General features: G+C 60.1%; 24 protein-coding genes. 10 read left to right on the top strand and 14 right to left on the bottom strand.

Going from position 1 to position 22575, the window contains the following annotated elements:
• Positions 1-24: 24 nt before the first annotated feature.
• The 3 genes from HPDFL43_RS00760 (at position 25) to HPDFL43_RS00750 (ending at position 1764) form a co-directional block, all read left to right on the top strand.
• Positions 25-435, top strand: coding sequence for a pilus assembly protein N-terminal domain-containing protein (locus HPDFL43_RS00760; RefSeq protein WP_007199636.1), 411 nt, complete (start codon positions 25-27; stop codon positions 433-435).
• Positions 436-568: 133 nt separating this feature from the next.
• A complete protein-coding gene (locus HPDFL43_RS00755) occupies positions 569-1195 on the top strand; it encodes a TadE/TadG family type IV pilus assembly protein (RefSeq protein WP_040448863.1) in 627 nt (208 codons plus the stop codon).
• Positions 1192-1764, top strand: coding sequence for a TadE/TadG family type IV pilus assembly protein (locus HPDFL43_RS00750; RefSeq protein WP_007199634.1), 573 nt, complete (start codon positions 1192-1194; stop codon positions 1762-1764). The genes HPDFL43_RS00755 and HPDFL43_RS00750 overlap by 4 nt, the downstream gene beginning before the upstream one ends.
• A gap of 8 nt (positions 1765-1772) precedes the next feature.
• Here the strand turns inward: HPDFL43_RS00750 and HPDFL43_RS21200 are convergent, their stop codons facing one another.
• Positions 1773-2702 carry a phosphate/phosphite/phosphonate ABC transporter substrate-binding protein gene (locus HPDFL43_RS21200; RefSeq protein WP_007199633.1) on the bottom strand — a complete coding sequence of 310 codons (930 nt, stop codon included), beginning with the start codon at positions 2700-2702 and terminating at the stop codon, positions 1773-1775.
• A 132-nt stretch (positions 2703-2834) separates the two neighbouring features.
• Between HPDFL43_RS21200 and HPDFL43_RS00740 the strand changes: the two genes are divergently transcribed.
• From HPDFL43_RS00740 to HPDFL43_RS00725, 4 genes are all read left to right on the top strand, one after another.
• On the top strand, positions 2835-4055 hold the full coding sequence (locus HPDFL43_RS00740; protein WP_007199632.1) for a phosphopentomutase: 1221 nt from the start codon (positions 2835-2837) through the stop codon (positions 4053-4055).
• Positions 4052-5023: an adenosine deaminase gene (locus HPDFL43_RS00735; protein ID WP_007199631.1), complete on the top strand. Its 972-nt coding sequence runs from the start codon at positions 4052-4054 to the stop codon at positions 5021-5023. The genes HPDFL43_RS00740 and HPDFL43_RS00735 overlap by 4 nt, the downstream gene beginning before the upstream one ends.
• A gap of 184 nt (positions 5024-5207) precedes the next feature.
• Entirely contained in the window at positions 5208-5837 is a 630-nt protein-coding gene (upp, locus tag HPDFL43_RS00730) for a uracil phosphoribosyltransferase (protein ID WP_007199630.1), read from the top strand.
• A gap of 152 nt (positions 5838-5989) precedes the next feature.
• Positions 5990-6547 (top strand): retropepsin-like aspartic protease family protein, encoded by a 558-nt coding sequence (locus tag HPDFL43_RS00725; protein WP_040449455.1) that lies wholly within the window; start codon positions 5990-5992, stop codon positions 6545-6547.
• 12 nt (positions 6548-6559) lie between these two features.
• On the opposite strand, the gene deoA is transcribed toward HPDFL43_RS00725, so the two are convergent.
• The 8 genes from deoA to HPDFL43_RS00685 all read right to left on the bottom strand — a co-directional run bounded on the left by deoA (position 6560) and on the right by HPDFL43_RS00685 (position 16135).
• Complete coding sequence (gene deoA / locus HPDFL43_RS00720; protein WP_007199628.1) at positions 6560-7870, bottom strand: thymidine phosphorylase; 1311 nt, start codon at positions 7868-7870, stop codon at positions 6560-6562.
• 9 nt (positions 7871-7879) lie between these two features.
• Complete coding sequence (locus HPDFL43_RS00715; RefSeq protein ID WP_007199627.1) at positions 7880-10270, bottom strand: aldehyde dehydrogenase family protein; 2391 nt, start codon at positions 10268-10270, stop codon at positions 7880-7882.
• Positions 10271-10280: 10 nt separating this feature from the next.
• Positions 10281-11216 carry a deoxyribose-phosphate aldolase gene (deoC, locus tag HPDFL43_RS00710; protein WP_040449454.1) on the bottom strand — a complete coding sequence of 312 codons (936 nt, stop codon included), beginning with the start codon at positions 11214-11216 and terminating at the stop codon, positions 10281-10283.
• Between the two features lie 86 nt (positions 11217-11302).
• The gene (locus HPDFL43_RS00705; protein ID WP_007199625.1) at positions 11303-12100 is read right to left on the bottom strand and encodes a purine-nucleoside phosphorylase; all 798 of its coding nucleotides are present in this window, start codon (positions 12098-12100) and stop codon (positions 11303-11305) included.
• Entirely contained in the window at positions 12097-12489 is a 393-nt protein-coding gene (locus HPDFL43_RS00700) for a cytidine deaminase (RefSeq protein WP_007199624.1), read from the bottom strand. Before HPDFL43_RS00700 ends, HPDFL43_RS00705 begins: the two co-directional genes overlap by 4 nt.
• 1 nt (position 12490) lies before the next feature.
• Positions 12491-13462 (bottom strand): ABC transporter permease, encoded by a 972-nt coding sequence (locus tag HPDFL43_RS00695; RefSeq protein WP_007199623.1) that lies wholly within the window; start codon positions 13460-13462, stop codon positions 12491-12493.
• Between the two features lie 7 nt (positions 13463-13469).
• Positions 13470-14603, bottom strand: a complete 1134-nt coding sequence (locus tag HPDFL43_RS00690; RefSeq protein WP_007199622.1) for an ABC transporter permease — start codon at positions 14601-14603, stop codon at positions 13470-13472.
• Positions 14600-16135: an ABC transporter ATP-binding protein gene (locus HPDFL43_RS00685; RefSeq protein WP_007199621.1), complete on the bottom strand. Its 1536-nt coding sequence runs from the start codon at positions 16133-16135 to the stop codon at positions 14600-14602. The genes HPDFL43_RS00690 and HPDFL43_RS00685 overlap by 4 nt, the downstream gene beginning before the upstream one ends.
• 116 nt (positions 16136-16251) lie before the next feature.
• Between HPDFL43_RS00685 and HPDFL43_RS00680 the strand changes: the two genes are divergently transcribed.
• The 3 genes from HPDFL43_RS00680 to HPDFL43_RS00670 are packed head-to-tail and all read left to right on the top strand — an operon-like array spanning position 16252 to position 17074.
• A complete protein-coding gene (locus tag HPDFL43_RS00680) occupies positions 16252-16434 on the top strand; it encodes a hypothetical protein (protein ID WP_040448860.1) in 183 nt (60 codons plus the stop codon).
• Positions 16431-16865 carry an acyl-CoA thioesterase gene (locus HPDFL43_RS00675; protein ID WP_040448858.1) on the top strand — a complete coding sequence of 145 codons (435 nt, stop codon included), beginning with the start codon at positions 16431-16433 and terminating at the stop codon, positions 16863-16865. Before HPDFL43_RS00680 ends, HPDFL43_RS00675 begins: the two co-directional genes overlap by 4 nt.
• Entirely contained in the window at positions 16862-17074 is a 213-nt protein-coding gene (locus HPDFL43_RS00670; RefSeq protein WP_007199619.1) for a SlyX family protein, read from the top strand. Before HPDFL43_RS00675 ends, HPDFL43_RS00670 begins: the two co-directional genes overlap by 4 nt.
• 43 nt (positions 17075-17117) lie before the next feature.
• On the opposite strand, the gene HPDFL43_RS00665 is transcribed toward HPDFL43_RS00670, so the two are convergent.
• The 5 genes from HPDFL43_RS00665 to HPDFL43_RS00645 are packed head-to-tail and all read right to left on the bottom strand — an operon-like array spanning position 17118 to position 22538.
• A complete protein-coding gene (locus HPDFL43_RS00665) occupies positions 17118-17951 on the bottom strand; it encodes a TolB family protein (protein ID WP_040449452.1) in 834 nt (277 codons plus the stop codon).
• The gene (locus tag HPDFL43_RS00660; protein WP_007199617.1) at positions 17951-19561 is read right to left on the bottom strand and encodes a glycoside hydrolase family 43 protein; all 1611 of its coding nucleotides are present in this window, start codon (positions 19559-19561) and stop codon (positions 17951-17953) included. Before HPDFL43_RS00660 ends, HPDFL43_RS00665 begins: the two co-directional genes overlap by 1 nt.
• Positions 19558-20601: an L-glyceraldehyde 3-phosphate reductase gene (mgrA, locus tag HPDFL43_RS00655; RefSeq protein WP_040448856.1), complete on the bottom strand. Its 1044-nt coding sequence runs from the start codon at positions 20599-20601 to the stop codon at positions 19558-19560. The genes HPDFL43_RS00660 and mgrA overlap by 4 nt, the downstream gene beginning before the upstream one ends.
• A 24-nt stretch (positions 20602-20625) precedes the next feature.
• Positions 20626-21762, bottom strand: coding sequence for a Gfo/Idh/MocA family protein (locus tag HPDFL43_RS00650; protein ID WP_007199615.1), 1137 nt, complete (start codon positions 21760-21762; stop codon positions 20626-20628).
• Positions 21759-22538, bottom strand: a complete 780-nt coding sequence (locus HPDFL43_RS00645) for a sugar phosphate isomerase/epimerase family protein (RefSeq protein WP_007199614.1) — start codon at positions 22536-22538, stop codon at positions 21759-21761. The genes HPDFL43_RS00650 and HPDFL43_RS00645 overlap by 4 nt, the downstream gene beginning before the upstream one ends.
• Between the last annotated feature and the right edge of the window lie 37 nt (positions 22539-22575).

The following is a 22575-nucleotide window of genomic DNA, read 5'->3' as shown; positions in this document are numbered from 1 at the left end:
GACACCGAGACCCGAGGAAACGGCATGACCCACTCCACCCCTGTTCGACGTCGGCTTGCGATTGCGGCGTTCGGCATGGCGATCGCCGTGCTTTCTCCACTGACTGCGGTGGCAGATGAAGATCTTATCCGGGTGTTCATGGATCATGCACGTATCCTCAAGCTCGACCGGACAGTCAGCAAGGTGATCATCGGCAATGCCGCTGTGGCGGATGTGACAGTGTCAGATCCGCGAACAATTGTGCTGACCGGCAAGTCTTACGGCACAACCAACCTTGTCATTCTTGATCAGGAAGGTGAGGCGATTGTTGACGAGCGCATTCTGGTGTCGGTTGACGAAGCCAACACGCTCAGGGTGTTCAAGCAGACGGCCCGTTCAGTCTATTCGTGCTCACCCTCGTGCGAGGAACACAAACCGGGTGCCGTATCCCCCTAGCCTCAATCGACTTTGAGATCATGGCCAGTAACGATCCATTCACCAGAATGGCGATCTTTGTGTCCTGCTCGTTACGAATGATCAACTAGTTCAGCATAGAGTATGCCTGAGACAAAGAATGTCTGGGAGTTCGATGATGATTATCGAAGAGCAAACTCGAAAGAAGCCGAGAAAACAGGTGCGCCGTATTATCGGCCGATTCCGCAAATCTCAGGATGGGGTAGCTGCAATTGAATTTGCAATGCTCTCGCTCCCGTTCTTTATGCTCGTCTTTGCCACCATAGAGGTCTTTGTCGCGTTCGCCGGTGAGCAATTGCTCGAAAATGCCGTCGATACCATGAGCCGTCAGGTTCGGACCGGGCAGATTACCTTTCAAATGGGGCGCGCGACCGACAAGACAGAGGCGGAATTCCGGGCGCAACTGTGTGAAGAGATCAGCCTGATGATCACATGCCCCGAGAACGAAGATCCCAACGATCAGAAGCTGTATCTTGACGTCAGAGAGTTTGCCAGTTTTGCGGCGATTCCAAATGATATTCCGCGCGTGGGTGAAGCGAAACACTCCGACATTGACCCATCCAGCTTCGACTACGATCCCGGTGGTCCCGGCACGATCAATATTGTGCGCGCCTACTATCGCTGGGAAGTAATGACCGATCTGGTCCGCCCCTTCATCACAAATATCCGAAAGGATGGGGAAATGCCACGCGATTACCTGATGGTGGCGACCTCCGCGTTCCGGAACGAGGAATACCCATGACCGGCGCGCTGATAGGATTGATGCAAACTGCGCGCAGGTTGCGCGGAAATAAAGATGGCGTGGGCGCGGTTGAATTTGCTCTCATCGCGCCAGTTCTGATCATTCTCTATATGGGATCATTGGAAATTTCGGTGGCCATGTCGGTTAACAAGAAACTGGCACGTGCCTCCAGCACTGTGGCTGACCTGATCACGCAGGAAGAATCGGTCGACAAGGTCTACCTTACCTCGATGGTGAATGTGGTGGAGAGCGTAATGACTCCATTTCGTTCAGAAGGCGTGAGAGTAAAAGTCACTGGAATTGCCATCAACGGTGCGGGCAATGCGACAGCCTCGTGGTCGTGGCAGGACAATGGTTCACGCCCATATAGCGCGGGCTCAACCCAAACGCTGCCAGCAGACCTCGCAATTCCGAACACGTTCCTGGTCCGCACCGAGGTTGAGTTCGACCATAAGCTTCTGCTGGTTCTTCCGGGTGTCAGTGATATCGATATCCGCACCCTGAAGATGGCGAAAACCTACCACCTGCGACAGCGGATGGGCAACAGCGTGACCTGCTCGAACTGCTGATCCACAATTCAGCCGTCGCCGCCATCGGGCGGAGCCACGACAAGCCCTTGCAGGTTCTCGTAATCCTTCAGGCCAGGTGTCACATAACCCCCTGCAAAAAACGGCTCGAAGATGTCCAGCAATCCTGGTTCATTCTCCGGCATCTGGTCAAGAAATGCCCCCAATGCGGCCAGCAGATCATCAGGCAGCGACCGATGCAACGCATGCGGACCATAGGGTATCCGCTGCGATGACCAGATTACGCGAACTGGATCGCTTTCAAGCACCATCTGCCGATTCCAGCCTCCGAACAGAAGCGAAGGGTCCGATCCGGCTGCTGTGGCAATATCGGGAACCCAACCGAAGAAGCCATCGGCCTCGCCTGCGCCATACAGCGTGATTGTTGCAGCGACTGTGCCGGCACGAACCAATTGGGGCGTTTCAAGGCTTCCGGCCTGCATTGCCTGATGCGGAATCTGCCAGCCGGAGACCGAATCTTCGTTCGAGTAGGCAATCCGGAGTTCGCTGATCGGCCTGGTCACGGAGTCGCCAACAGCGAGTACTGATCTGAATCCGCTAGAACCATCGGCGGCGACCGGGGTTCGAAATGGTATGACACACCCGCATGCCGCATCGGTGGCAGCATAGGAACGTGCTGAATGGATCGCATATCCGACACGCCCGCTGGCGTGCGCGTCAACCAACGCCGCGTAACTGCGCATCCTGATGATCTCGATGGGAATTCCGAGTGTTTTGGAGAAGGCCTGCTGCACGGCCTCAAGCTTGAGCGGGTTGGTCAGGGCAACGTGATTTTCGACAACGCCAATTCGCAACACGGGGACCGTATCGCGATAGTCCGCAAACGCCGCGCATGCCCCCAGGGCGAGAACGGCAACACCTGCCCGGCAGGTCGCAAAAAAGGAAACGGCCATCGCCGCAGCTGGCTTGGTCACGATCATGGAGAGATTGTAGCATGATCAATTTCGGTTGCTAGGATATGGTGAAAACAAGGTTACCGGGCAAGATCCATGATCACCCTTCCGGCATGATACGATTCGGGCTAACTTCGCGATCATACTGGAGAACCCCGCATGGCTCGCGCATTTCTTTTCGTTCTTGACTCATTTGGCATCGGAGGCGCCCCGGATGCCGAGGCCTATGGCGATCTCGGGGCCAATACGCTTGGCCACATAGCCGAGCAATGCGCCGCCGGCCTTGCCGACCGTGCGGACTTGCGCAAGGGGCCACTGGCGCTGCCGCACATGCAGTCTCTCGGCCTGGCTGAAGCCGCGCTTGCTGCATCGGGCGAGCTTCCCGCGGGCTGGGAGCTGGCGGTCCGCCCTCGCGGCCTGCACGGTGCGGCGGCTGAAGTCTCTCACGGCAAGGACACACCATCCGGGCATTGGGAGATTGCCGGTCAGCCCGTCATGTTCGACTGGGGCTATTTTCCAGATGATGGCGCAGCTTTCAGCGATGAACTGATTGCGGCAATTGCGTCTCAAGGCGATGTTCCGGGGATCCTGGGCAATTGCCACGCATCGGGCACAGAGATCATCGCGAGCCTTGGTGCCGAGCACATGCGGACCGGAAAGCCGATCTGCTACACATCATCCGACTCCGTGTTCCAGATTGCGGCTCACGAGGAAAGCTTTGGTCTCGATCGGCTGATCAAGCTTTGCCAAACCGTCCGCAGCCTTGTTGACCCACTCAATATCGGGCGGGTGATCGCCAGGCCGTTCGTCGGCACACCTGAAACAGGTTTCGATCGTACGGGAAACCGCCGCGATTTCTCGGTGCCGCCGCCTGGCCCGACGCTGCTTGATCAGATCAGCGACAATGGCAACCGGGTGTTCGCTGTCGGCAAGATCAGTGATATCTTCGCCCATCAGGGCGTTACCGATCTTCGCAAGGCCAACGGCAATGCAGCGCTTTTCGAAGCGACACTGAAAGCCGCCAAAGACGCCAAGGATGGTGATCTGGTGTTCACGAATTTTGTCGATTTCGACATGTTGTACGGTCACAGGCGCGATGTGCCAGGTTATGCTGCGGCACTGGAAGCCCTTGATGCGAAACTGCCGCGCTTCGCCAAGCTTCTCAAACCAGGGGACCTGGTGCTGATGACCGCAGACCATGGCTGCGACCCGACCTGGCGCGGGACAGATCATACTCGCGAACGTGTTCCGATCCTCGGTTTTGGGCCAGGCATTGCGGCACGAAGCATTGGCATCAGGAGGAGTTTTTCAGACATCGGCGCAACGGTGGCGGCGCATCTGGGTCTGCCGCCATTGGCCAATGGAAGGAGTTTCCTTTGACACTCAACGTCAAGAAGGCAGAACTGCATTGCCACATCGAGGGCGCTGCATCACCTGCACTGGTCAAGGCTCAGGCCCGCAAATATGGTGCGGATGTCTCCACCTTTATCGCTGACGATCACTATGTCTGGTCTGATTTCACCGAATTTCTCGCGGCCTATGACGGTGCTGCAGCGCTGTTTCGCAGCGAAGAAGATTATGCGTTGCTGGCCAGGACCTATCTTGAGGGTATCGCGGCGCAGAATGCAATCTATGCCGAAATCTTCGTTTCCCCGGACCATGCCGCTGCTGCGGGCTTGACGGCTGAAGCCTATCTCAACGGTCTGGGCGAAGGGATCGAAGCCGCCCGGTCCGCGACCGGCATCGAGTGCAGGATGATCATTGTCGGCGTGCGGCATCTGGGTGCGGAAAAGGTGGAGGCCGCTGCCCGGCTCGCAGCGACCAGACCGCATTCGCTGATCACCGGTTTCGGGATGGCCGGCGAAGAGCGCTTTGGACGGGTTGCGGATTTCACGCGCGCCTTCGACATCGCCCGCGATGCAGGGCTCGGCATTACCATTCACGCGGGAGAACTGGCTGGGCCGGAAAGCGTGCGCGATGCGCTTGATCACGTCCGCCCATCGCGGATCGGACACGGGGTCCGCGCCAGCGAGGATCCTGATCTGGTCAGGCGCCTGGCAGACGAAGGCGTGGTGCTCGAGGTATGCCCAGGATCAAATCTGGCTCTCAATGTCTATCCAGACATCACCAGTCACCCGTTCGACGCTTTGCGGCGCGAAGGGGTGAAGGTCACGCTGAGTTCGGATGACCCTCCGCACTTCCATTCCTCGATCGGACACGAGTATCAACTTGTTGCCGATGCCTGGGGCTACAGTTCCGCTGAAATGACCGGCTTTACCAAGACTTCGATCGAAGCGGCCTTTGTTGATGAACCAACCCGCGAGATTCTCTTGGGACAGCTTGGCTGAAAGCGCTGCAAAAGGTTGCCGCCGCTTCCCAATCGGTGTCTAAATCAGGCTTGGCTGAAGCCATGTTGCCAACGGTATCCGGCCGGCAGCAAAGGCGGAGCAGGATTTTATCAGCAGGCGAACCAAACACATCGACCAGGAATTGGCGGTGCTGCGTCGGCTCAGAGTTTCAGGGCGGGACATTATGGACGGCGTAACAGTTATCGATCACCCTCTGGTGCAGCACAAGCTGACCATCATGCGCAAGAAGGAAACCTCAACAGCCGGTTTCCGGAGGTTGCTTCGGGAAATCTCGACGCTCCTGTGCTACGAGGTCACGCGTGATCTTGAACTCACCATGGAGCGGATCGAAACCCCGTTGACCGAGATCGAAGCCCCGGTTCTTGAAGGCAAGAAGCTGGTTTTCGCTTCGATCCTGAGGGCGGGCAATGGTCTGCTCGAGGGCATGCTCGATCTGGTGCCCTCGGCGCGCGTTGCCCATGTTGGCGTTTATCGTGATCATGAGACGCTGGAAGCGATTGAGTATTACTTCAAGGCGCCCGAGGATGTGAGCAACCGGCTGGTCATTGTCGTCGACCCGATGCTCGCCACCGGCAACTCGTCGATTGCCTCGATCGACAAGCTTAAAGAGCGCGGCGCGCACAACATCCGGTTCCTGTGCCTGCTGGCAGCGCCAGAGGGTATCCGCAACTTCCAGGCGGCGCACCCGGACGTGCCGATCTTCACTGCTTCGATCGACAGCCATCTCAACGAAAAGGGCTATATCGTCCCCGGGTTGGGTGATGCGGGCGACCGGATGTACGGGACCAAATAGCTCCAACGCCAAATTCTGCAGTGGCGATGGCGGTGTGGCAGGAGCGTTACCGATCGCTTAACCATGGGTTCAATTCCACGAACCAGAAGCTCGATGGTCACCGGGCGTTAGGAATGAATGTGTTCAATGGAACCGAGATTTCGGAGTTGTGCATGTTCAAGAAGATCTTTCTCATTTCCTGCGCCGTTCTGGGCATTGCCAGTCTGCCGCATTATGCGCAGGATGTTTCCGTGTTTACCGGCACGATGTCTGACAAGGAAAGCTCCGGGGTGCCAGTGCCGGAGGTCAAAACGGCCTCCGCGCACCCGGCACAGCCACTGGCACACTATGCAACCGGTGTACGTGCGGCCACCATTCCCATGGACAGAAGCGGGCACTTTTCCGCAGACTTCAGGGTGAATGGCCGCAATTTGAAGGGCCTTATCGATACCGGGGCAACCTATGTGGCGCTGAATGTTTCGACGGCGCGCAGTCTTGGCCTTGGTCTGGTTGGATCGGATTTCAAACATCAGGTGAACACCGCAAACGGCAAGACCAGTGCGGCCCTGGTGATGCTTGACCAGATGAATGTGGGTTCGATCACGGTGCGAAATGTCGAGGCGTTCGTCCTGGAAGACAAGGCCCTGTCTTCAACCCTGATCGGAATGAGCTTCATGTCGAAACTCAAATCCTATCAGGTCAAAGGCAACAGGCTGGAACTCGTCAACTAAATCCGCGCGGCATCAGACCTCCCGACCAACAATGACCGGGTCGAGTTGGGGAAGATCCGCGCCGATACGGATCGCTCTTTTCAACTGTGCCTGCACCTGCTCGACCTGATCCGGTGTTCGGGCGTGGATTCTTGCGATCGGCCTGTTCTTTTCCAGACGCGTTCCAACCGGCAACAGATCGGTGAGCCCAACAGCGTGGTCCACGGGGTCGCTCGGGCGCACACGCCCGCCGCCGAGCTCAACCACGGCGAGACCTATGCCACGGGTGTCGTAACCGGTCACAAAACCTTCGGCTTCGGCCAGGCAATCGGCCACAATCGGCGCCTTTGCCAGATGCCGGGCCGGGTCTGCCAGGAAATCCGTTGGCCCACCGAGAGCCGCCACCATCCGGTTGAAGTGTTCGGCGGCATAGCCCTGTTCCAGCGCACGTCTCGCCTGAACCGCCCCGGCTTCGGGATCAGAAGCCAGCCCACCCGAAACGAGCATTTCCGCAGCGAGCGCGACAGTGACCGCTTCAAGCCGAGGGTCCCGCGCGTCTCCGGTGAGAAAATCGGCGGCATTCTGAACTTCCACCGCATTGCCTGCGGCACTCGCAAGCGGCTGGTTCATATCGGTGATCAACGCTGTTGTGGGCATTCCCGCACCGGTGGCGACCTCCACCAGAGAGCGTGCCAGTTCGGCGGCGCGGACCGGGTTGTCCATGAAGGCGCCATTGCCGCATTTGACATCCAGAACCAGCGCACCGAGCCCGGCTGCGAGCTTTTTCGACAGGATGGATGCGGTTATCAAGGGCACCGATTCGACTGTCGCAGTAACATCGCGGATTCCATAGAAGCGCTTGTCGGCGGGTGCGAGATTACCGGTCTGGCCAATGATCGCGCACCCCGCGGAGGCGACAACCTTGCGGAACAGCGCATTGTCCGGCATCGCCTGATAGCCGGGGATCGCTTCCATCTTGTCGAGCGTACCCCCGGTATGGCCAAGACCGCGCCCCGAAATCATCGGCACGGCAAGCCCGCAGGCCGCGGCGATCGGCGCCAGCATCAGCGAGACATTGTCGCCGACACCGCCCGTGGAATGCTTGTCGACGACCGGACGGTCCAGCTCGGGCCAGGACAGCACTTCGCCGGAATCACGCATCGCCAGCGTCAGGGCGACCGCTTCTGCACGGGTCATGCCGTTGAAGAACACCGCCATCGCAAGGGCCGCCACCTGGCCCTCGCTGACGCTGCCATCGGTCAGACCGGTGATGAACGCGGCAATCTGCTCGCGATCAAGTTCGCCACCGTCGCGTTTGGTCCGGACAATCTCCTGGGGAAGCATGATACCTCCTCAAACGCCAAACGGCGTCCAGATGGTCTTGATCCGCACCGCGCGGAACAGGAACTCCTCGCCCTGACCCTGAACCGGGTCGGACCAGTTACGGGCCTTGCCATTGCTGGCCCAGACGGGCTTGAGATTGCCCGCGGATTCGCGCTCGACCAGCGCGGTTCCGGCCTGGCCGCCAAAATACCAGAGCGCCGCGATGTCATCATGCTTCGCCATTGTATCAGCCAGAGTGTCGCGATCGCCGGTGACGATGTTGACCACACCGCCGGGCACATCGGACGTATCGAGCACCTGATAGAAATCCAGAGCCGGCAGCGGCTGGCGCGGCGAGGGTGTCACCACAACCCGGTTGCCCATCGCAATGGCGGGCAGAACCAGAGAGACGAACGCCAATAGTGGCGCTTCATCCGGGCAGGAGATGCCCATCACATCCCAGGGCTCGTTGAGCGCCAGCGTCAGCATGCGCTTGTCAGGCGCGCGCACAGCGCCGTCATATTTGTCGGCCCAGGCGGCATAATGCATGATCCGCGCCACCGATGCCTCGACTTCGCGCTTTGCCGCAGACGCGGACGCCCCGGCATCAGCCAGACGAGCGGCGAATTCTGCGCTTCGCAGTTCCAGATTTTCGGCCAGGAAATAGAGCACCTGGGCGCGCTGATGACCGGTCATTGCGCTCCAGGCGGAGGCCTTGTGCGCGGCTTCGACCGCATTGCGGATGTCCTTGCGGCTGCCCAGGCCGACTTCCGCGAGATGCCTGCCGTTCTTGCCGGTCACCGGGTAGGAGTAACCCGAATCCGGCCGCGCCTGCTTGCCGGCAATGTACATTTTCACGGTCCGGTCGAGGCCAGGGGCATCACCACCAGGGACAGGAACGGGAGCCGCAAGAGGCTCGCTTTCGGGCAGCAATTTTGCCTTTTTCTGCCAGGACGGGACGAGATATTCGCGCATGCCTTCACGGCCGCCCTCGCGGCCGAAGCCGCTTTCCTTGTAACCGCCGAAGCCTGCCGAGGCGTCAAACAGATTGGTGGCATTGATCCAGACGATGCCGGACTTGATCTGCCGCGCGGCGTCGAATGCCTCATCGAGGTTTTGCGACCAGACCGAGGCGGCCAGGCCATAACGCGAATTGTTGGCAAGCTGCACCGCCTCACCCGGGGTGCGGAAGGTCATCGAGGCGAGCACCGGCCCGAAGATCTCTTCCTGGGCCAGCGTCGAAGACGGGGCAACGCCGGTGAACAAGGTGGGTGGGAAGAAGCAGCCATCCGCATTGGAGACCGTCCTGGCCCAGCTCGGCTGCCACATGCTGCCGCCCTCGGCGATCCCGGCTTCGACCTTGGCCGTGATCTCACGGATCTGGACCGGCGCGACAACGGCGCCCATGTCCATCGACTTGTCGAGCGGATTGCCGACGCGGAGTTTCTCCATGCGGGCGCGCAGCTTGTCATGAAAGCGATCGGCAATGCCTTCCTGAACGATGGCGCGGGAGCCGGCGCAGCAGACTTCGCCCTGATTGAACCAGATCGCATCCACCACGCCCTCGACGGCTGCATCGATGTCGGCGTTTTCAAACACGATGAAAGGCGACTTTCCACCGAGTTCAAGCGACAGCTTCTTGCCCGACCCTGCAGTCTGGCGGCGCAGCACCCGGCCGACTTCGGTCGATCCGGTGAAGGCGAGCTTGGCGATGCCATCATGGCCTGCGAGAGCAGCTCCGGTTTCGCCCGCGCCGTTGACGAGGTTGAAAACCCCGGCGGGAAGGCCTGCCTCAGTACAGATTTCCGCAAAGGCAATCGCCGTCAGAGGCGTGTGTTCGGCGGACTTGAGCACCACGGTGCATCCGGCTGCCAGCGCAGGAGCAACCTTCCAGGCGAGCATCAACAGCGGGAAGTTCCACGGGATGATCTGACCACAAACACCAGCCGCCTCATAGCCCGGGAACTCGGTCTCGCAGAGCTCCGCCCAGCCGGCATGGTGATAGAAATGGCGGGCGACAAGCGGAATGTCGATGTCCCGGGTCTCGCGGATGGTCTTGCCATTGTCGAGCGTTTCCAGCACTGCAAGGAAGCGGGCATGTTTCTGGATATGCCGGGCCAGCGCATAGACATGCCGGGCGCGTTTGTTGCCGGACAGGGCCTGCCATTTCTTCTGTGCTTTCGCAGCCTCGCCGACAGCGCGGTCCACATCCTCGGCATTGGCAATGGCGACGCGGGCAAGGGTCTCGCCATTGGCGGGATTGTGCACTTCGAAGGTGTTGCCGCCAAGCTTTGTGAAGCTGCCGCCGATGAAATGGCCAAAGCCATCCTTGTGGTTTGCGAGCCAGGCCCGCACTTCCTTGTCGTCTTCCGGCGCAGGTCCGTAGTCCATCGTGTTCAGAATATCCCTGATCTCGTTCATGGAGCGCTCCTCACGCCATGCCGTGGCGGTCGGACGAGGCGTACCGGCCGGTCACGTGGTGTTCAATCTGGCGCTCGATATCGCCAAGCAGCGCGCTGGCGCCAAAGCGGAACAGATCGGGCTTGATCCAGTCATTGCCGAGCTCCTCCTTCATCAGGACCAGCCAGGCGATCGCGTCCTTAGAGGTGCGAATGCCGCCCGCCGGCTTGAAACCGCAGATCTGCCCGGTGAATTCAAAGTAGTCGCGCACCGAGCGGACCATCGTCAGACTTACGGGCAATGTCGCATTGACCGCTTCCATGCCGGTCGATGTCTTGACGAAATCCGCGCCCGCCATCATCGAGACCATTGACGCCTTGTAGACATTGGAGAGCGTCTTGAGTTCGCCGGTGGACAGAATGGCCTTCATGTGCGCCTCGCCGCAGGCCTCGCGCATCCTTCGGACCTCGTCATAGAGTGCCGACCAGTTGCCAGTCAGAACATGGCGGCGGGAGATGACGATATCGATTTCCTCAGCGCCTTCGCCGACCGCATAGGTGATTTCCGCAAGGCGATCCTTCATCGGAGTGAGGCCTGCGGGAAAGCCGGTCGCAACGGATGCAACGGGAACCCCGGAGCCCTCCAGCGCGCGCACCGCGGTCGACACCATCATCGGATAGACGCAGACCGCGCCGGTGGTCAGGGCGTAGTCATCGAGGCCCAAAGCCTTGCGCAGATCGGCACGCAACGGATTGCGCGCCTTAGCACAAAGCCGCTCTACCTTGCCCGGCGTGTCGTCGCCGGCGAGCGTGGTCAGATCGATGCATTCGATCGCCCGGATCAGCCAGGCGGCCTGCCAGTTCTTCTTGACGGTGCGGCGTGCACCCAGCGTCGCGATGCGGCGTTCGGTGGCGGACAGGTTGACCGACATGTTTTCGAACATCGCGGGCAGAAATTCGGTCCCCATATTGCGCTTGTGCGCCGGGGCAAGCGAGACCAGTTGCGATCCCGTCTCCTGCCGGCCAGTCGCGGCCAGCGCAGCGGTTTTGTTGGTCATGCCTCTCCTCCAAGAGCGTGAGTCAGGATGGCTGCAAGCCGTTTTCCACCGACCGGCGCCATGTCCTTGGTCTCCTGATGGGAAAGCTCGCCTCCGGTCATCCCGGCTGCATAATTGGTGATCACCGAGGCTGCAGCGACCTTCATTCCAAGAAACCGCGCCAGTATCACCTCAGGAACCGTCGACATGCCGACCGCGTCCGCCCCGATGATACGGGCCATGCGGATCTCCGCCGGGGTCTCGAAGCTGGGGCCGGAAAACCACATATAGACACCCTCATGAAGAGGCGTTCCGGTGGCTTCAGCCGCTGCCTTCATCCTGGCGCCGAAGTCGACGTCATAGGCATTGGTCAGGCCGACGAAACGGCGGTCGCTGGGTTCGCCGAACAACGGGTTGGAGCCCGAGAAATTGATGTGATCGGTGATCCGCATCACCGATCCGGGCGGCATGTCCTCGCGAAGTGACCCGGCAGCATTGGTCAGGATCAGATTGGTAACGCCAATCCCCTGCAGCGCTTCAAGCGGGGGGCGCATCGCGTCAGCACGGGCATGTTCATAGTAGTGGGCACGGCCCGACAGCATCATCACCGGGGTGTTGCCGATCAACCCTGCCACCACTTCGCCAGCATGGCCGGAGACACCGCTCACCGGGAAACCGGGCAGATCGCCATAGGGAATGCGAACCGGGTCGGTCACGGTCTCGACCAGGGAACCCAGCCCGGATCCCAGAATCATTGCATGGCGTGGCAGCAGCCCGCGCAAACGGTCGGTCAGAATGTCTGTGACAGACTTCATCCAATGACCTCCGTCTTGAAGCCGAAGGGGAGCAATTCGTCCATTCGCAATGTCTGCTTCACACCCTGAGCATCGCAGAGATGAATCAGCGTATCGGGATCGGCGAATTCCGCCAGCCGCTGACGGCAACCCCCACAGGGCGGGCAGAGTTCGAGCTTTTCCGCGATCACCGCGACTTCGCGGATTCGCCGCGCGCCCGCCATGATCATGTGGCCAATGGCGGTCGTCTCGGCACACCAGCCTTCGGGGAAGGAAAGAACTTCAATGTTTGCACCGGCATAGATTGCCCCGTCTTCGGCGCGGATCGCCGCGCCAACAGGGAACTTCGAATAGGGCGCATGGCACAGCGCCATTGCATCGCGCGCGGCTTCGAACAGGTCCTGAGACATCTCAACGCTCCTTGACGTAAGGCACACCACCGGCTTTGGGCGGGATCGCCTTGCCGATAAAACCGGCGAGGAGGACAACGGTCAGAATGTAAGGCAAGGCCTGCATCAACTGCACCGGCACTTCGCCGATCAGCGGCAGCGCATTGCCCTGCATGCGGATCGACATGGCATCGAGAAAGCCGAACAGCAGGCAGGCGAACATGACGTTGACCGGCTTCCATTTGGCAAAGATCAGAGCCGCAAGCGCGATAAAGCCCTTGCCCGCCGTCATGCCTTTGACGAAGCCTGCGGTCATTGCCATCGACAGATAGGCGCCGGCGATGCCGCAGAGAATACCGCAGCAGATGACGGCGCGGTACCGCATCCACGTGACAGAGATCCCGGCGGTGTCGACCGCACCGGGGTTCTCGCCGACGGCACGCAGCCGCAAACCGAAGCGGGTGCGGTAAAGCACCCACCAGGTGAACGGCACAAGCGCAAAGGCGAGATAGGTCAGAAGGAAATGGCCTGACAGAAGGTTGGAATAGATCGACCCCAGGATCGGCACATTGGCAATTTCAGCGGCGAAGGGCAGCTCGACGGTCGAGAAGCGCGCGCCTTCGACCAGTTGCGGGGTGCGGCCGCCCTGCTGAAACCAGGCTTGCCCAAGGATCACGGTAGCGCCAAGCGCGATGAAGTTGATTGCCACGCCAGAGACGATCTGGTTGCCACGCTGGGTGATCGAGGCAAAGGCGTGAACCAGCGCCAGGCAGACCGAGACGAAAATTGCCGCGGCAAGGCCCATCAGCGCCGAAGCGGTGACTGCGGCGGCGGCACCACCGGCAAAGGCGGCCGCCAGCATCTTGCCCTCAAGGCCGATGTCGAAGATACCGGCCCGCTCCGAGTAGAGCCCGGCAAGTGCGGCCAGGATCAGCGGCACGGACACCCGCACCGTTGACTGGAGGATGACAATAAGTGTGTCGAAGGTTTCCATCATGATTTCACTCCGCCGCTGGCGCGGTTTTGGTCTCTCCGGCCGAACCCAATGTGGCAAAAAAGGTGGTGATGGCCGGGCGGAACATGTTTTCAAGCGCACCGGCAAACAGGATCACCAGACCCTGAATGATGGTGATCATGTCACGCGAAATCTGCGGCATCTCAAAGGAGATTTCCGCGCCGCCCTGGTAGAGCACACCGAACAGGATCGCCGCGGGCACGATACCGACGGGATGGGACCGGCCCATGAGCGCAACGGCGATGCCGACAAAGCCTGCACCGGTGACAAAATCAAGCTGCATGCGGTGCTGGTCACCCATGATCGGGTTGAGGGCCATCATGCCCGCAAGCGCGCCGGACATCATCATGGTGATGATGATGATCCGGCTTTCCTTGATCCCCGCATAACGTGCGGCTTTCGGGCTGTGCCCCATGGTGCGGATCTCATAACCGAGCCTGGTTCTCCAGATCACCACCCAGACCACGAAGGCTGCCACAAGCGCGAGCAGAAAGGACAGATTGAACGGAGCCCCGCCAATGTCCAATCCGAAGGGCGACAGCAGCCAATCGAGCCGGGGCAACTGTCCGCCCTCCTCAAAGGTACGGGTCTGCGGCGCCATAGAGCCGGCCGGCTTGAGAACATCGACGAGCACATAGACCATCAGGCTCGAAGCGATGAAGTTGAACATGATCGTGGTGATGACCACGTGGCTGCCGCGCTTGGCCTGCAGCCAGCCCGGGATGAAGGCCCAGGCCGCGCCAACCAGGGCCGAACCCAGAATGGCGGCGGGAAACACCACATACCAGGGCATGATCTGGTCGAGCCAGAGGATCGGCAGTGCCACACCGAGACCAGCCACATAGGCCTGCCCTTCACCGCCGATGTTGAACAGTCCACAATGGAATGCAACGGCGACGGCAAGCCCGGTGAAGATGAAGTTGGTGGCATAGTAAAGCGTGAAGCCGATGCCCTCGCCATACCCAAAGGCACCCTGAATCAGCAGGCTCGCAGCCCGTAGCGGGCTTTCACCCACTGCCAGAACCACAAGCCCCGCAACCATGAAGGCCACCACAAGATTGATCAGCGGGATCAGGCCATAGTCGACCCAGGCCGGCAATTTCGCATAGGGCGCACTCATTCTGCCGCCTCCTTGGTATCTTCCACACCGGCCATCAGCAGGCCCAGTTCGCCCTCGCTGGTCTCGGGCGACCTCTCACCAACGATCCGGCCATCGAACATCACCAGAATCCTGTCAGCCAGAGAGCGGATTTCATCAAGCTCGACAGAGACCAGCAGCACCGCTTTTCCGGCATCGCGCATCTCGATGATGCGCTTGTGAATGAATTCAATGGCCCCAACATCGACACCGCGGGTGGGTTGGCCGATGACCAGCACCGGTGGATCGCGCTCCATTTCACGGGCCAGAACGATCTTCTGCTGGTTGCCACCGGAAAAATTGGCCGTCTTCAGGCGCGGATTGGGAGGGCGGATATCGTATTTCTCAATCTTTGCAACGGCATCCTCGCGGATCGCATCGGTATTGAGAAACACGCCATTGAGATATTTCCCATCGTCATGATAGCCGAGAATAGAGTTTTCGCTCTCATCGAACTTGAGAACCAGGCCCATATGCTGGCGGTCCTCAGGCACATGCGCCAGTCCGCGGTGACGCAACTCTGCGGGGTCTGCTTCACCGGTGACATGGATCGGCTGGCCCTGAAGCAGCACCCGGCCACTGACCCCGCGACGGATACCAGTGATCGCCTCCAGCAGCTCCGACTGGCCGTTGCCGGCGACACCGGCGACGCCGACAATTTCCCCGGCGCGGACCTGAAGCGAGACATCCTTGACCATATCGACGCCGCGGGAATCGCGGACAGTCAGACCTTCAACCGACAACGCCACCTCACCTGGCGAGGCAGGGCCCTTGTCGACCTGGAGAAGCACCCGGCGGCCGACCATCAGCTCGGCCAGTTCTTCGACCGATGTATCAGCCGTAGTGCGGGTTGCGACCATCTCGCCTCGCCGCATCACCGACACCTCATCGGTCACGGCCATGATCTCCCGCAACTTGTGAGTGATCAGCATGATGGTTTTGCCTTCGGCCTTGAGCTGTTCAAGGATCCGGAACAGGTGATCGGCCTCAGCAGGGGTCAGAACGCCGGTCGGCTCATCCAGAATCAGGATTTCCGCGCCGCGGTACAGCGCCTTGAGGATTTCAACGCGCTGCTGGATGCCAACGGGCAGTTCCTCGATGATGGCATCGGGATCGACCTCGAGTTCATATTCCTCTTCGAGCCGCCTGAGCTCGTCACGCGCCTTTGAAATGCCGGCCGTCAGAATCTGGCTTTCCTCGGCTCCGAGCATGACATTCTCAAGAACGGTAAAATTCTCGACCAGCATGAAATGCTGGTGAACCATGCCGATCCCGGAGGCGATCGCCGCATTGGGATCCTTGATCACGGTCTTGCGGCCATCAATGAAGATGTCGCCCTTATCAGCCTGATAGAATCCATAGAGGATCGACATCAGAGTCGATTTGCCGGCACCATTTTCTCCGATAATGCCGTGAATGGTGCCTTTGCGGACAGTCAGATTGATGTTTTTGTTAGCTTGAACGAGCCCGAAGCTCTTGTCGATGCCCTTGAGTTCAATGGCAATATCGTTCATGTGCCCTCGTCATTTTTTTTATGGTTCGCCGTCGCCCGGCCCTGTCGCGGGTTCGACCTTTGTCCTAGTCTCGACAGTTCTGAAAGCAAAGTCCAGATTCAAATGAGGAGACGAGCTTGCAGCCTTTTGTTTTCAACACCACTGCACAAATTGTATGCAAAGCGGGTGCAACAGCCGAACTCGGACAGCACGCTGCAGCAATGCTGGGGGACAAGGTGATGTTTGTCACCGACCGGGGTCTGCGGGAGATCGGTCTGGAAAGGGCAGCAATAACCAGCCTGGTGAGGAGACAGTCATGAGCCGTCTACCGCCTTCAGGGCGCTCCCGGTTCGTTGCCTTCATGGAGCTGCAAACCCGCTGGGAAGACAATGACATTTACGGCCACATGAACAATGTGGTGCATTACAAGCTGTTCGACACGGCGGTCAATCAATGGCTGATCGAGGCAGGTCTGCTTGATCCGCTGAACGGGTCAATGATCGGGCTGGTGGTGGAAACCGGATGCCGCTATCACGCCGAAGCTGCGTTTCCGGACCGGATCAGCGCCGGGATTGCAGTGGAACGGCTGGGCGGCTCTTCGGTCACTTATGAAATCGGCCTTTATCGCAACGAGGCACAGAAAGCCTTTGCGGATGGCCGGTTTGTTCATGTCTATGTCGACAAGGCCACCCGGCGGCCGGTCGCCTTGCCAGAGCTCTGGCGTGAAAAACTTGCGGAGATTTGCCGATGAATGCGGATGACGAAGCCCGGCTGATGCGGCTGGAAGAGCTGGTGGCGCATCAGCAGGCGGCAATCGAAGACCTGTCACGCCAGCTCACTGAAGGCTGGAAGGAAAACGAGAAACTGCGGCGGGACCTTGCGCGGCTGGCCGACCGTTTTGAAGAGCTTGAAGATGGTGCCGAGGCACCCGCCGCCAACCAGAAGCCGCCCCATTGGTGAGCTGGCTGAGAGACTGACATGCGCCATTGACGGCCGGTTCTCGTCAATTGGCTTCGGCAGGCTGGTAGCGAACGAATGCGAAGCGAGAACCATCGGGCGACCAGCAAGGCACATTGATCGTCCCCTGGCCACCGAAGAGTGACAACAAGGTGCGGACCGACTGGTCGGCCAGATCGAGCAATCTGAGCTCGACATCGCGGTCGCGCGGGTGGCCCTCGGTCCGCGGCGCATAACTGAGATAAAGGACCGAACGGCCATCGGGTGCGGGATGCGGGAACCAGTTCGCCCGGTCGTCGCGGGTCATTTGTTGCGGCTCCCCGCCGGCTGCGGGGATGCGCCAGAGATCCATACTTCCGGTACGGTCGGAGTTGAACCAGATGAAGGCGCCATCGGGAGAGTAGTCCGGGCCGTCATAATGGCCGCCGCCGCTGATCAGATGCTCTTCATCACCCCCCGCAAGAGATATCGTGTAGATGCCAAACCCATCATCACGGCGGCCGACATAGGCCAGCGTGCTTCCGTCAGGCGACCACCCGTGCCACCAGGAGGGAACCTGGCCAGTGATCCGCTCGGGAATGCCTCCTGCAATCGGCAACACCCAAATGCAGGACTGGCCCGTATCGGTGGAATCACTGATGACCAACCTCTCGCCATCGGGCGAAACACCGTGATCATTGTTGCAGTTTATCGCGTGACTGGTGTCGATCGGCACAAGATCCGGCGCTTCCAGCGGCACCCGGAACATGCGGCCATCACCATTGACGATCAGCGCCACGCCGTCCGGCGTCCAGTTCGGAGCCTCAATCAGGCGGGGCGTTGCGAGCACCTCCTCGACCGTGCCGGTGGCAATCTCATAGATGCAGAGTGCGCTGCGCATCATCCCTCTTCCGGCATATAGGCAAATTGCTCGAAATCCGCGGCGATCGCACTGCCGGAGGTATCGAAAGCTGCCATGCCAACGAAGGCTCCGGTGAAGGAGGCATGCTCGCCACGCCCGCCCTCATCGGAAATCACACTGGCGTCGAGCATAGGGCCAATGCGCTGCCACTCACCGCCAGGTATCCGGTGGGAGAATACGATTTCCGCGCCATCGACATCCATAGCGAGATCGACCGGTCCGTCTCCCGGAAGCGCCACCGGGGTCTTGAGGGGAAACTCCATTCTGCTATCCGGCCAGTCTCCGGGGCAGCTCAGAATGGACAGCGACCGTCCAAGCTGCTCATGCCAGGTGACGGCAAGGAAATGAAATTTGTGCCGGTTGTAGTAGTGAACAAGGCCGGCTGCCTGCTGAAAATTCCCCGGTTCAAAGCGCAGTGTGGTCTCGGCACGGAACTTAAGGTGCTCCTGCCGCCTTGCCACCAGGGCCTGTTCGAACCAGCTCCCGATCGATTCGCGTGCATGCAAACGCAGGGCCGAACCGGTCAGAGTGAACAGGCGGTCCGGATGAGGTGTCCTGAGCCACTGGAATTCATCGGGAAGCCGCTCACCGGCGAATGTTCGACGGACTGCAACGGGTGGCGTTCTGCGGCTTTCGGGATCGGGCGATTCGACCGTCACGTCGGGCACAAGCCCTCTCTGGGCAAGCCGCAGCCAGCCATCCTCACCCCAGGTGCATTTCTGCAAAGCGGTTTCGCGGCCCAGCGGCGAACGCCGGAGTCCGGGCAGCGGGCGTGAGCACAGATGGGTATGATAGACCTCACCATCCGGGGTTTCGATCATCTGGCCATGGCCTGCGCGCTGCAGCGGCGCTTCGGGCGCGTCCTTGGAGGTCATCAGGAAGGTGTCGGGATGCAGCTCATAGGGCCCGGCAAGCGCACGTGACCGCGCCATGGTGACAGCGTGTTCGTAACCGGTCCCGCCCTCGGCGACGGTGAGATAGTACCACCCATCGCGCTTGAAGACGTGCGACCCCTCGACCAGACCGTGATCACTGCCGGCAAAGACGTTCTGAGGCTTGCCGATCAGCTTGCCGGCGTCCGCGTCATATTCCTGTAGCAGAATGCCTGCGAAGGCCGGGTGTTTGGGGCTCCCACCAACAGAATCCGTGCGGTGGTTCCAGACCATGTTGAGGAACCATTTGCGGCCGTCATCATCGTGGAACAGCGACGGATCGAAACCCGACGAATTGACATAGACCGGATCGGACCAGGGGCCGGTGATCGACGGCGCGGTTACGATGTAGTTGTGGGCGTCCTTGAAGTTGCCATCAAGCCGTTTGACATCGGTGTAGACAAGCCAGAAAAGACCGTCGGCGTAGGACAGGCAGGGCGCCCAGACGCCGCAGGAATCCGGGTTGCCGCGCATGTCGAGCTGGCTTTCGCGGTCGAGAGGGCGGCAAACCAGACGCCAGTTGACCAGATCCGTCGAGTGATGGATCTGAACGCCGGGGTACCATTCGAATGTGGATGTGGCGATGTAATAGTCCGCTCCTGCCCGGCAGATGGATGGGTCGGGATTGAAGCCGGGCAGAATCGGGTTGGTGATCATTTTCTCTTGGGTCCCTTACGCTCGGATGAAGCCGCCCACAGGTTGATGTCGGCATCGCGGGCGAAGGTATCGATCTCGCTCAACTCGGCCTCGGTGAAATCGAGATTGTCGAGCGCCCCGACACAATCGATGATCTGTTGCGGACGGCTGGCGCCGATCAGCGCCGTGGTCACCCGGCCGCCGCGCAGCACCCAGGCTATGGCCATTTGCGCCAGTGTCTGGCCACGACGTTTGGCGATCGCGTCAAGGCCGCGGATGTTGGCCAGATTGCGCTCGTTGAGGAAATCCGCATTGAGCGATTTTTCCTGCGCAGCGCGGCTGTCCTCGGGGATGCCACCAAGGTATTTGCTGGTCAGCATGCCCTGGGCCAGCGGCGAAAACACGATCGAACCGATGCCTTCCTCGTCCAGCGTGTCGAGCAGACCGTCATCCTCGACCCAGCGGTTGATCATCGAATAGCTTGGCTGATGGATCAGGCAGGGTGTGCCAAGATCCTTGAGGATTGCGGCGGCTTCCTTTGTCCGCTTGGAATTGTAGCTCGAAATCCCGGCATAGAGCGCACGGCCGGAACGGACGATGTAATCCAGCGCCTGCATGGTCTCTTCAAGCGGCGTGTCAGGATCAAAACGGTGGGAATAGAAGATATCGACGTAGTCGAGGCCCATGCGCTTGAGACTCTGATCGCAGCTGGCGATGAGATATTTGCGGCTGCCCCATTCGCCATAGGGACCAGGCCACATTCCATAGCCGGCTTTGGACGAAATGATCATCTCATCGCGCAGACCGTGGAAATCAGTTTTGAGGATCTCGCCAAATGCGGATTCCGCCGACCCTGGGGGCGGGCCGTAATTGTTGGCCAGATCGAAATGGGTGATGCCCAGATCAAAAGCGGTGCGGCACATCTCGCGCTTGATTTCATGGTGCGTATCACCACCGAAATTGTGCCAAAGGCCGAGCGAAAGCGCCGGCAATTTCAGGCCGGAGCGGCCGGTGCGGCGGTAAACCATCTTGTCGTATCGGCCGGGTGCGGGTGTCCACATGGTGATCTGCCTTTCTGTCTGGGGTCAGTTTTGCAGCAACGCTGCAGCCTCCACCACACCAAGTGGGTCGGGCTGCGCGCAGCTTGTGGTCAGGGTTTTGAACTGGCCATCCGCCCCGGAGTGCAGGATGGCCGTCATCACGTCAACCACGTGCAGAGCGAAATCCAATGAGCAGCGGTGCGCCCGGTTTTCCATGATGGCAATCGCCATATCGGCAAGGCCGACAGTCCTGTAGTTGGCCATCATGCCCTGGCCATGCTGCTGATTGGGAACGCCGAGCGGATGGCTCCAGTCGGGCAGATCCTTGGTCGCGCCGCCCTGAGCGATCAGTTGAACTTCGCCGCCAAAGAAATTGGGGTCTGGCACAATCAGGCTGGCTTCGGTGCCGTAGAGCTCCATCGGGCGATGGCCATGGGCCTTGACGTCCCAGCTGGCTCCCAGCGTGACCAGGGCGCCATTGGCAAACTCCAGCACCGCATGAATGGTGGTCGGGGTTTCGACGCTGATCATCTCGCCATGGCGTGGCTTTGAGGTGATCTTGCGCTCGGGAGTGGGGATGGATGACATCGCCACAACACGGCGGACGCGGCCGATAAGCTGGACCAGATTGGAAATGTAGTAGGGGCCGAGATCAAGCACCGGCCCGCCGCCGGGCTTGAAAAAGAAGTCCGGATTGGGGTGCCAATGCTCCATCCCCGGGCTCAGGACATGGCAGGTGCCGCCGATAATCCGGCCGACATCACCGTGGTCGACCAGATGCCGGGCAAGCTGATGCGCACCCCCCAGGAATGTGTCGGGGGCGGAACCAACCCTGAGGCCATGCTTTTCTGCGCGTGCCGCGAGATCGCGGCCTTCCTCGACGGACAGCACGAAGGGCTTTTCCGAGTAGACATGCTTGCCCGCATCCAGCGCCTTGGCCGACACTTCGTAGTGCACCGCGGGCACAGTGAGGTTGACGATGATGTCGATGTCATCGGCGGCGAGAAGGCCATCCACCGTTTCGGCGCGGATGCCATATTCGTCGGCACGCGCTTGCGCGGCTTGTGCATTGATGTCCGCGCAGGCGCGGATTTCAAAGCCCCTGAACATCGGAGCAAGGCCAAGATAGGAGGTCGAGATATTGCCGCATCCGATGATGCCAACGCCGAGTTTTCCAGTCATGCCTGCTGCTCCAAAGTGTTGCGCACCCATTCGATCGAGCGCGTTGCGAAGCGCGTTGCGTCCGCGGGGTTGTCATGTTCCATGATGAAGAGCCTTGCCGGTGTCTTGGCGCGAAGCTCGGTGAACAGCCGCGCCCAATCGACGGTGCCATGGCCGACATCCGCCCAACCGTCCTCGTCCATGGCTTCGCCCTGAGGCGCGATGTCCTTGACGTGGACAGCGGTGATGCGGTCACCATAACGGTTGATCCAGTCAAAGGGATCAGCGCCGCCGCGAATGATCCAGGCGATGTCAGCTTCCCATTCGATCTTTGGCGCCGTGTCGAGCAGGATCTGCATGGGAACCGTACCGTCATCAAGAGCCTGGAATTCGAAATCATGATTGTGCCAGCCAAAGCCAAGGCCTGCGGCGCTGATCTTCTCTCCCACTGCTTCCAGACGGGCAGCGAAGGCTTGCCAGCCGATGCGATTCGTGGGGCGTAAATCGGCGGCGATATGGGGGCAATAGACCCGTTCCATGCCTAGCGCCTTGGCGATCCTGATCACCTTTGCGGGATCGCTTTCAAGCATGTCCAGGCCAAAATGGGCCGTTTGCATGATCAGGCCATTGGCATCGAGATCGATCTTCAACGCCTCGACAGCTGCGTCATCGAGGTCCGCATAGATACCGCCATAGCCTTCGACGGAATCGTAGCCGGCGGCTGCCAGGACGGGATAAAACGCACTGAACGGCTGAAAATTGCGCGCGCTGTAGAGTTGGAAAGCTAGTTTGTTCATGGGTAGTCCTCCCGTGACCGGCCCGCGCCGCAGGACG

This window comes from Hoeflea phototrophica DFL-43, assembly GCF_000154705.2.
Classification (GTDB): domain Bacteria; phylum Pseudomonadota; class Alphaproteobacteria; order Rhizobiales; family Rhizobiaceae; genus Hoeflea; species Hoeflea phototrophica.
Note: the sequence above shows the minus strand (reverse complement) of the source record. Positions and strands in the feature narration are given on the sequence as shown.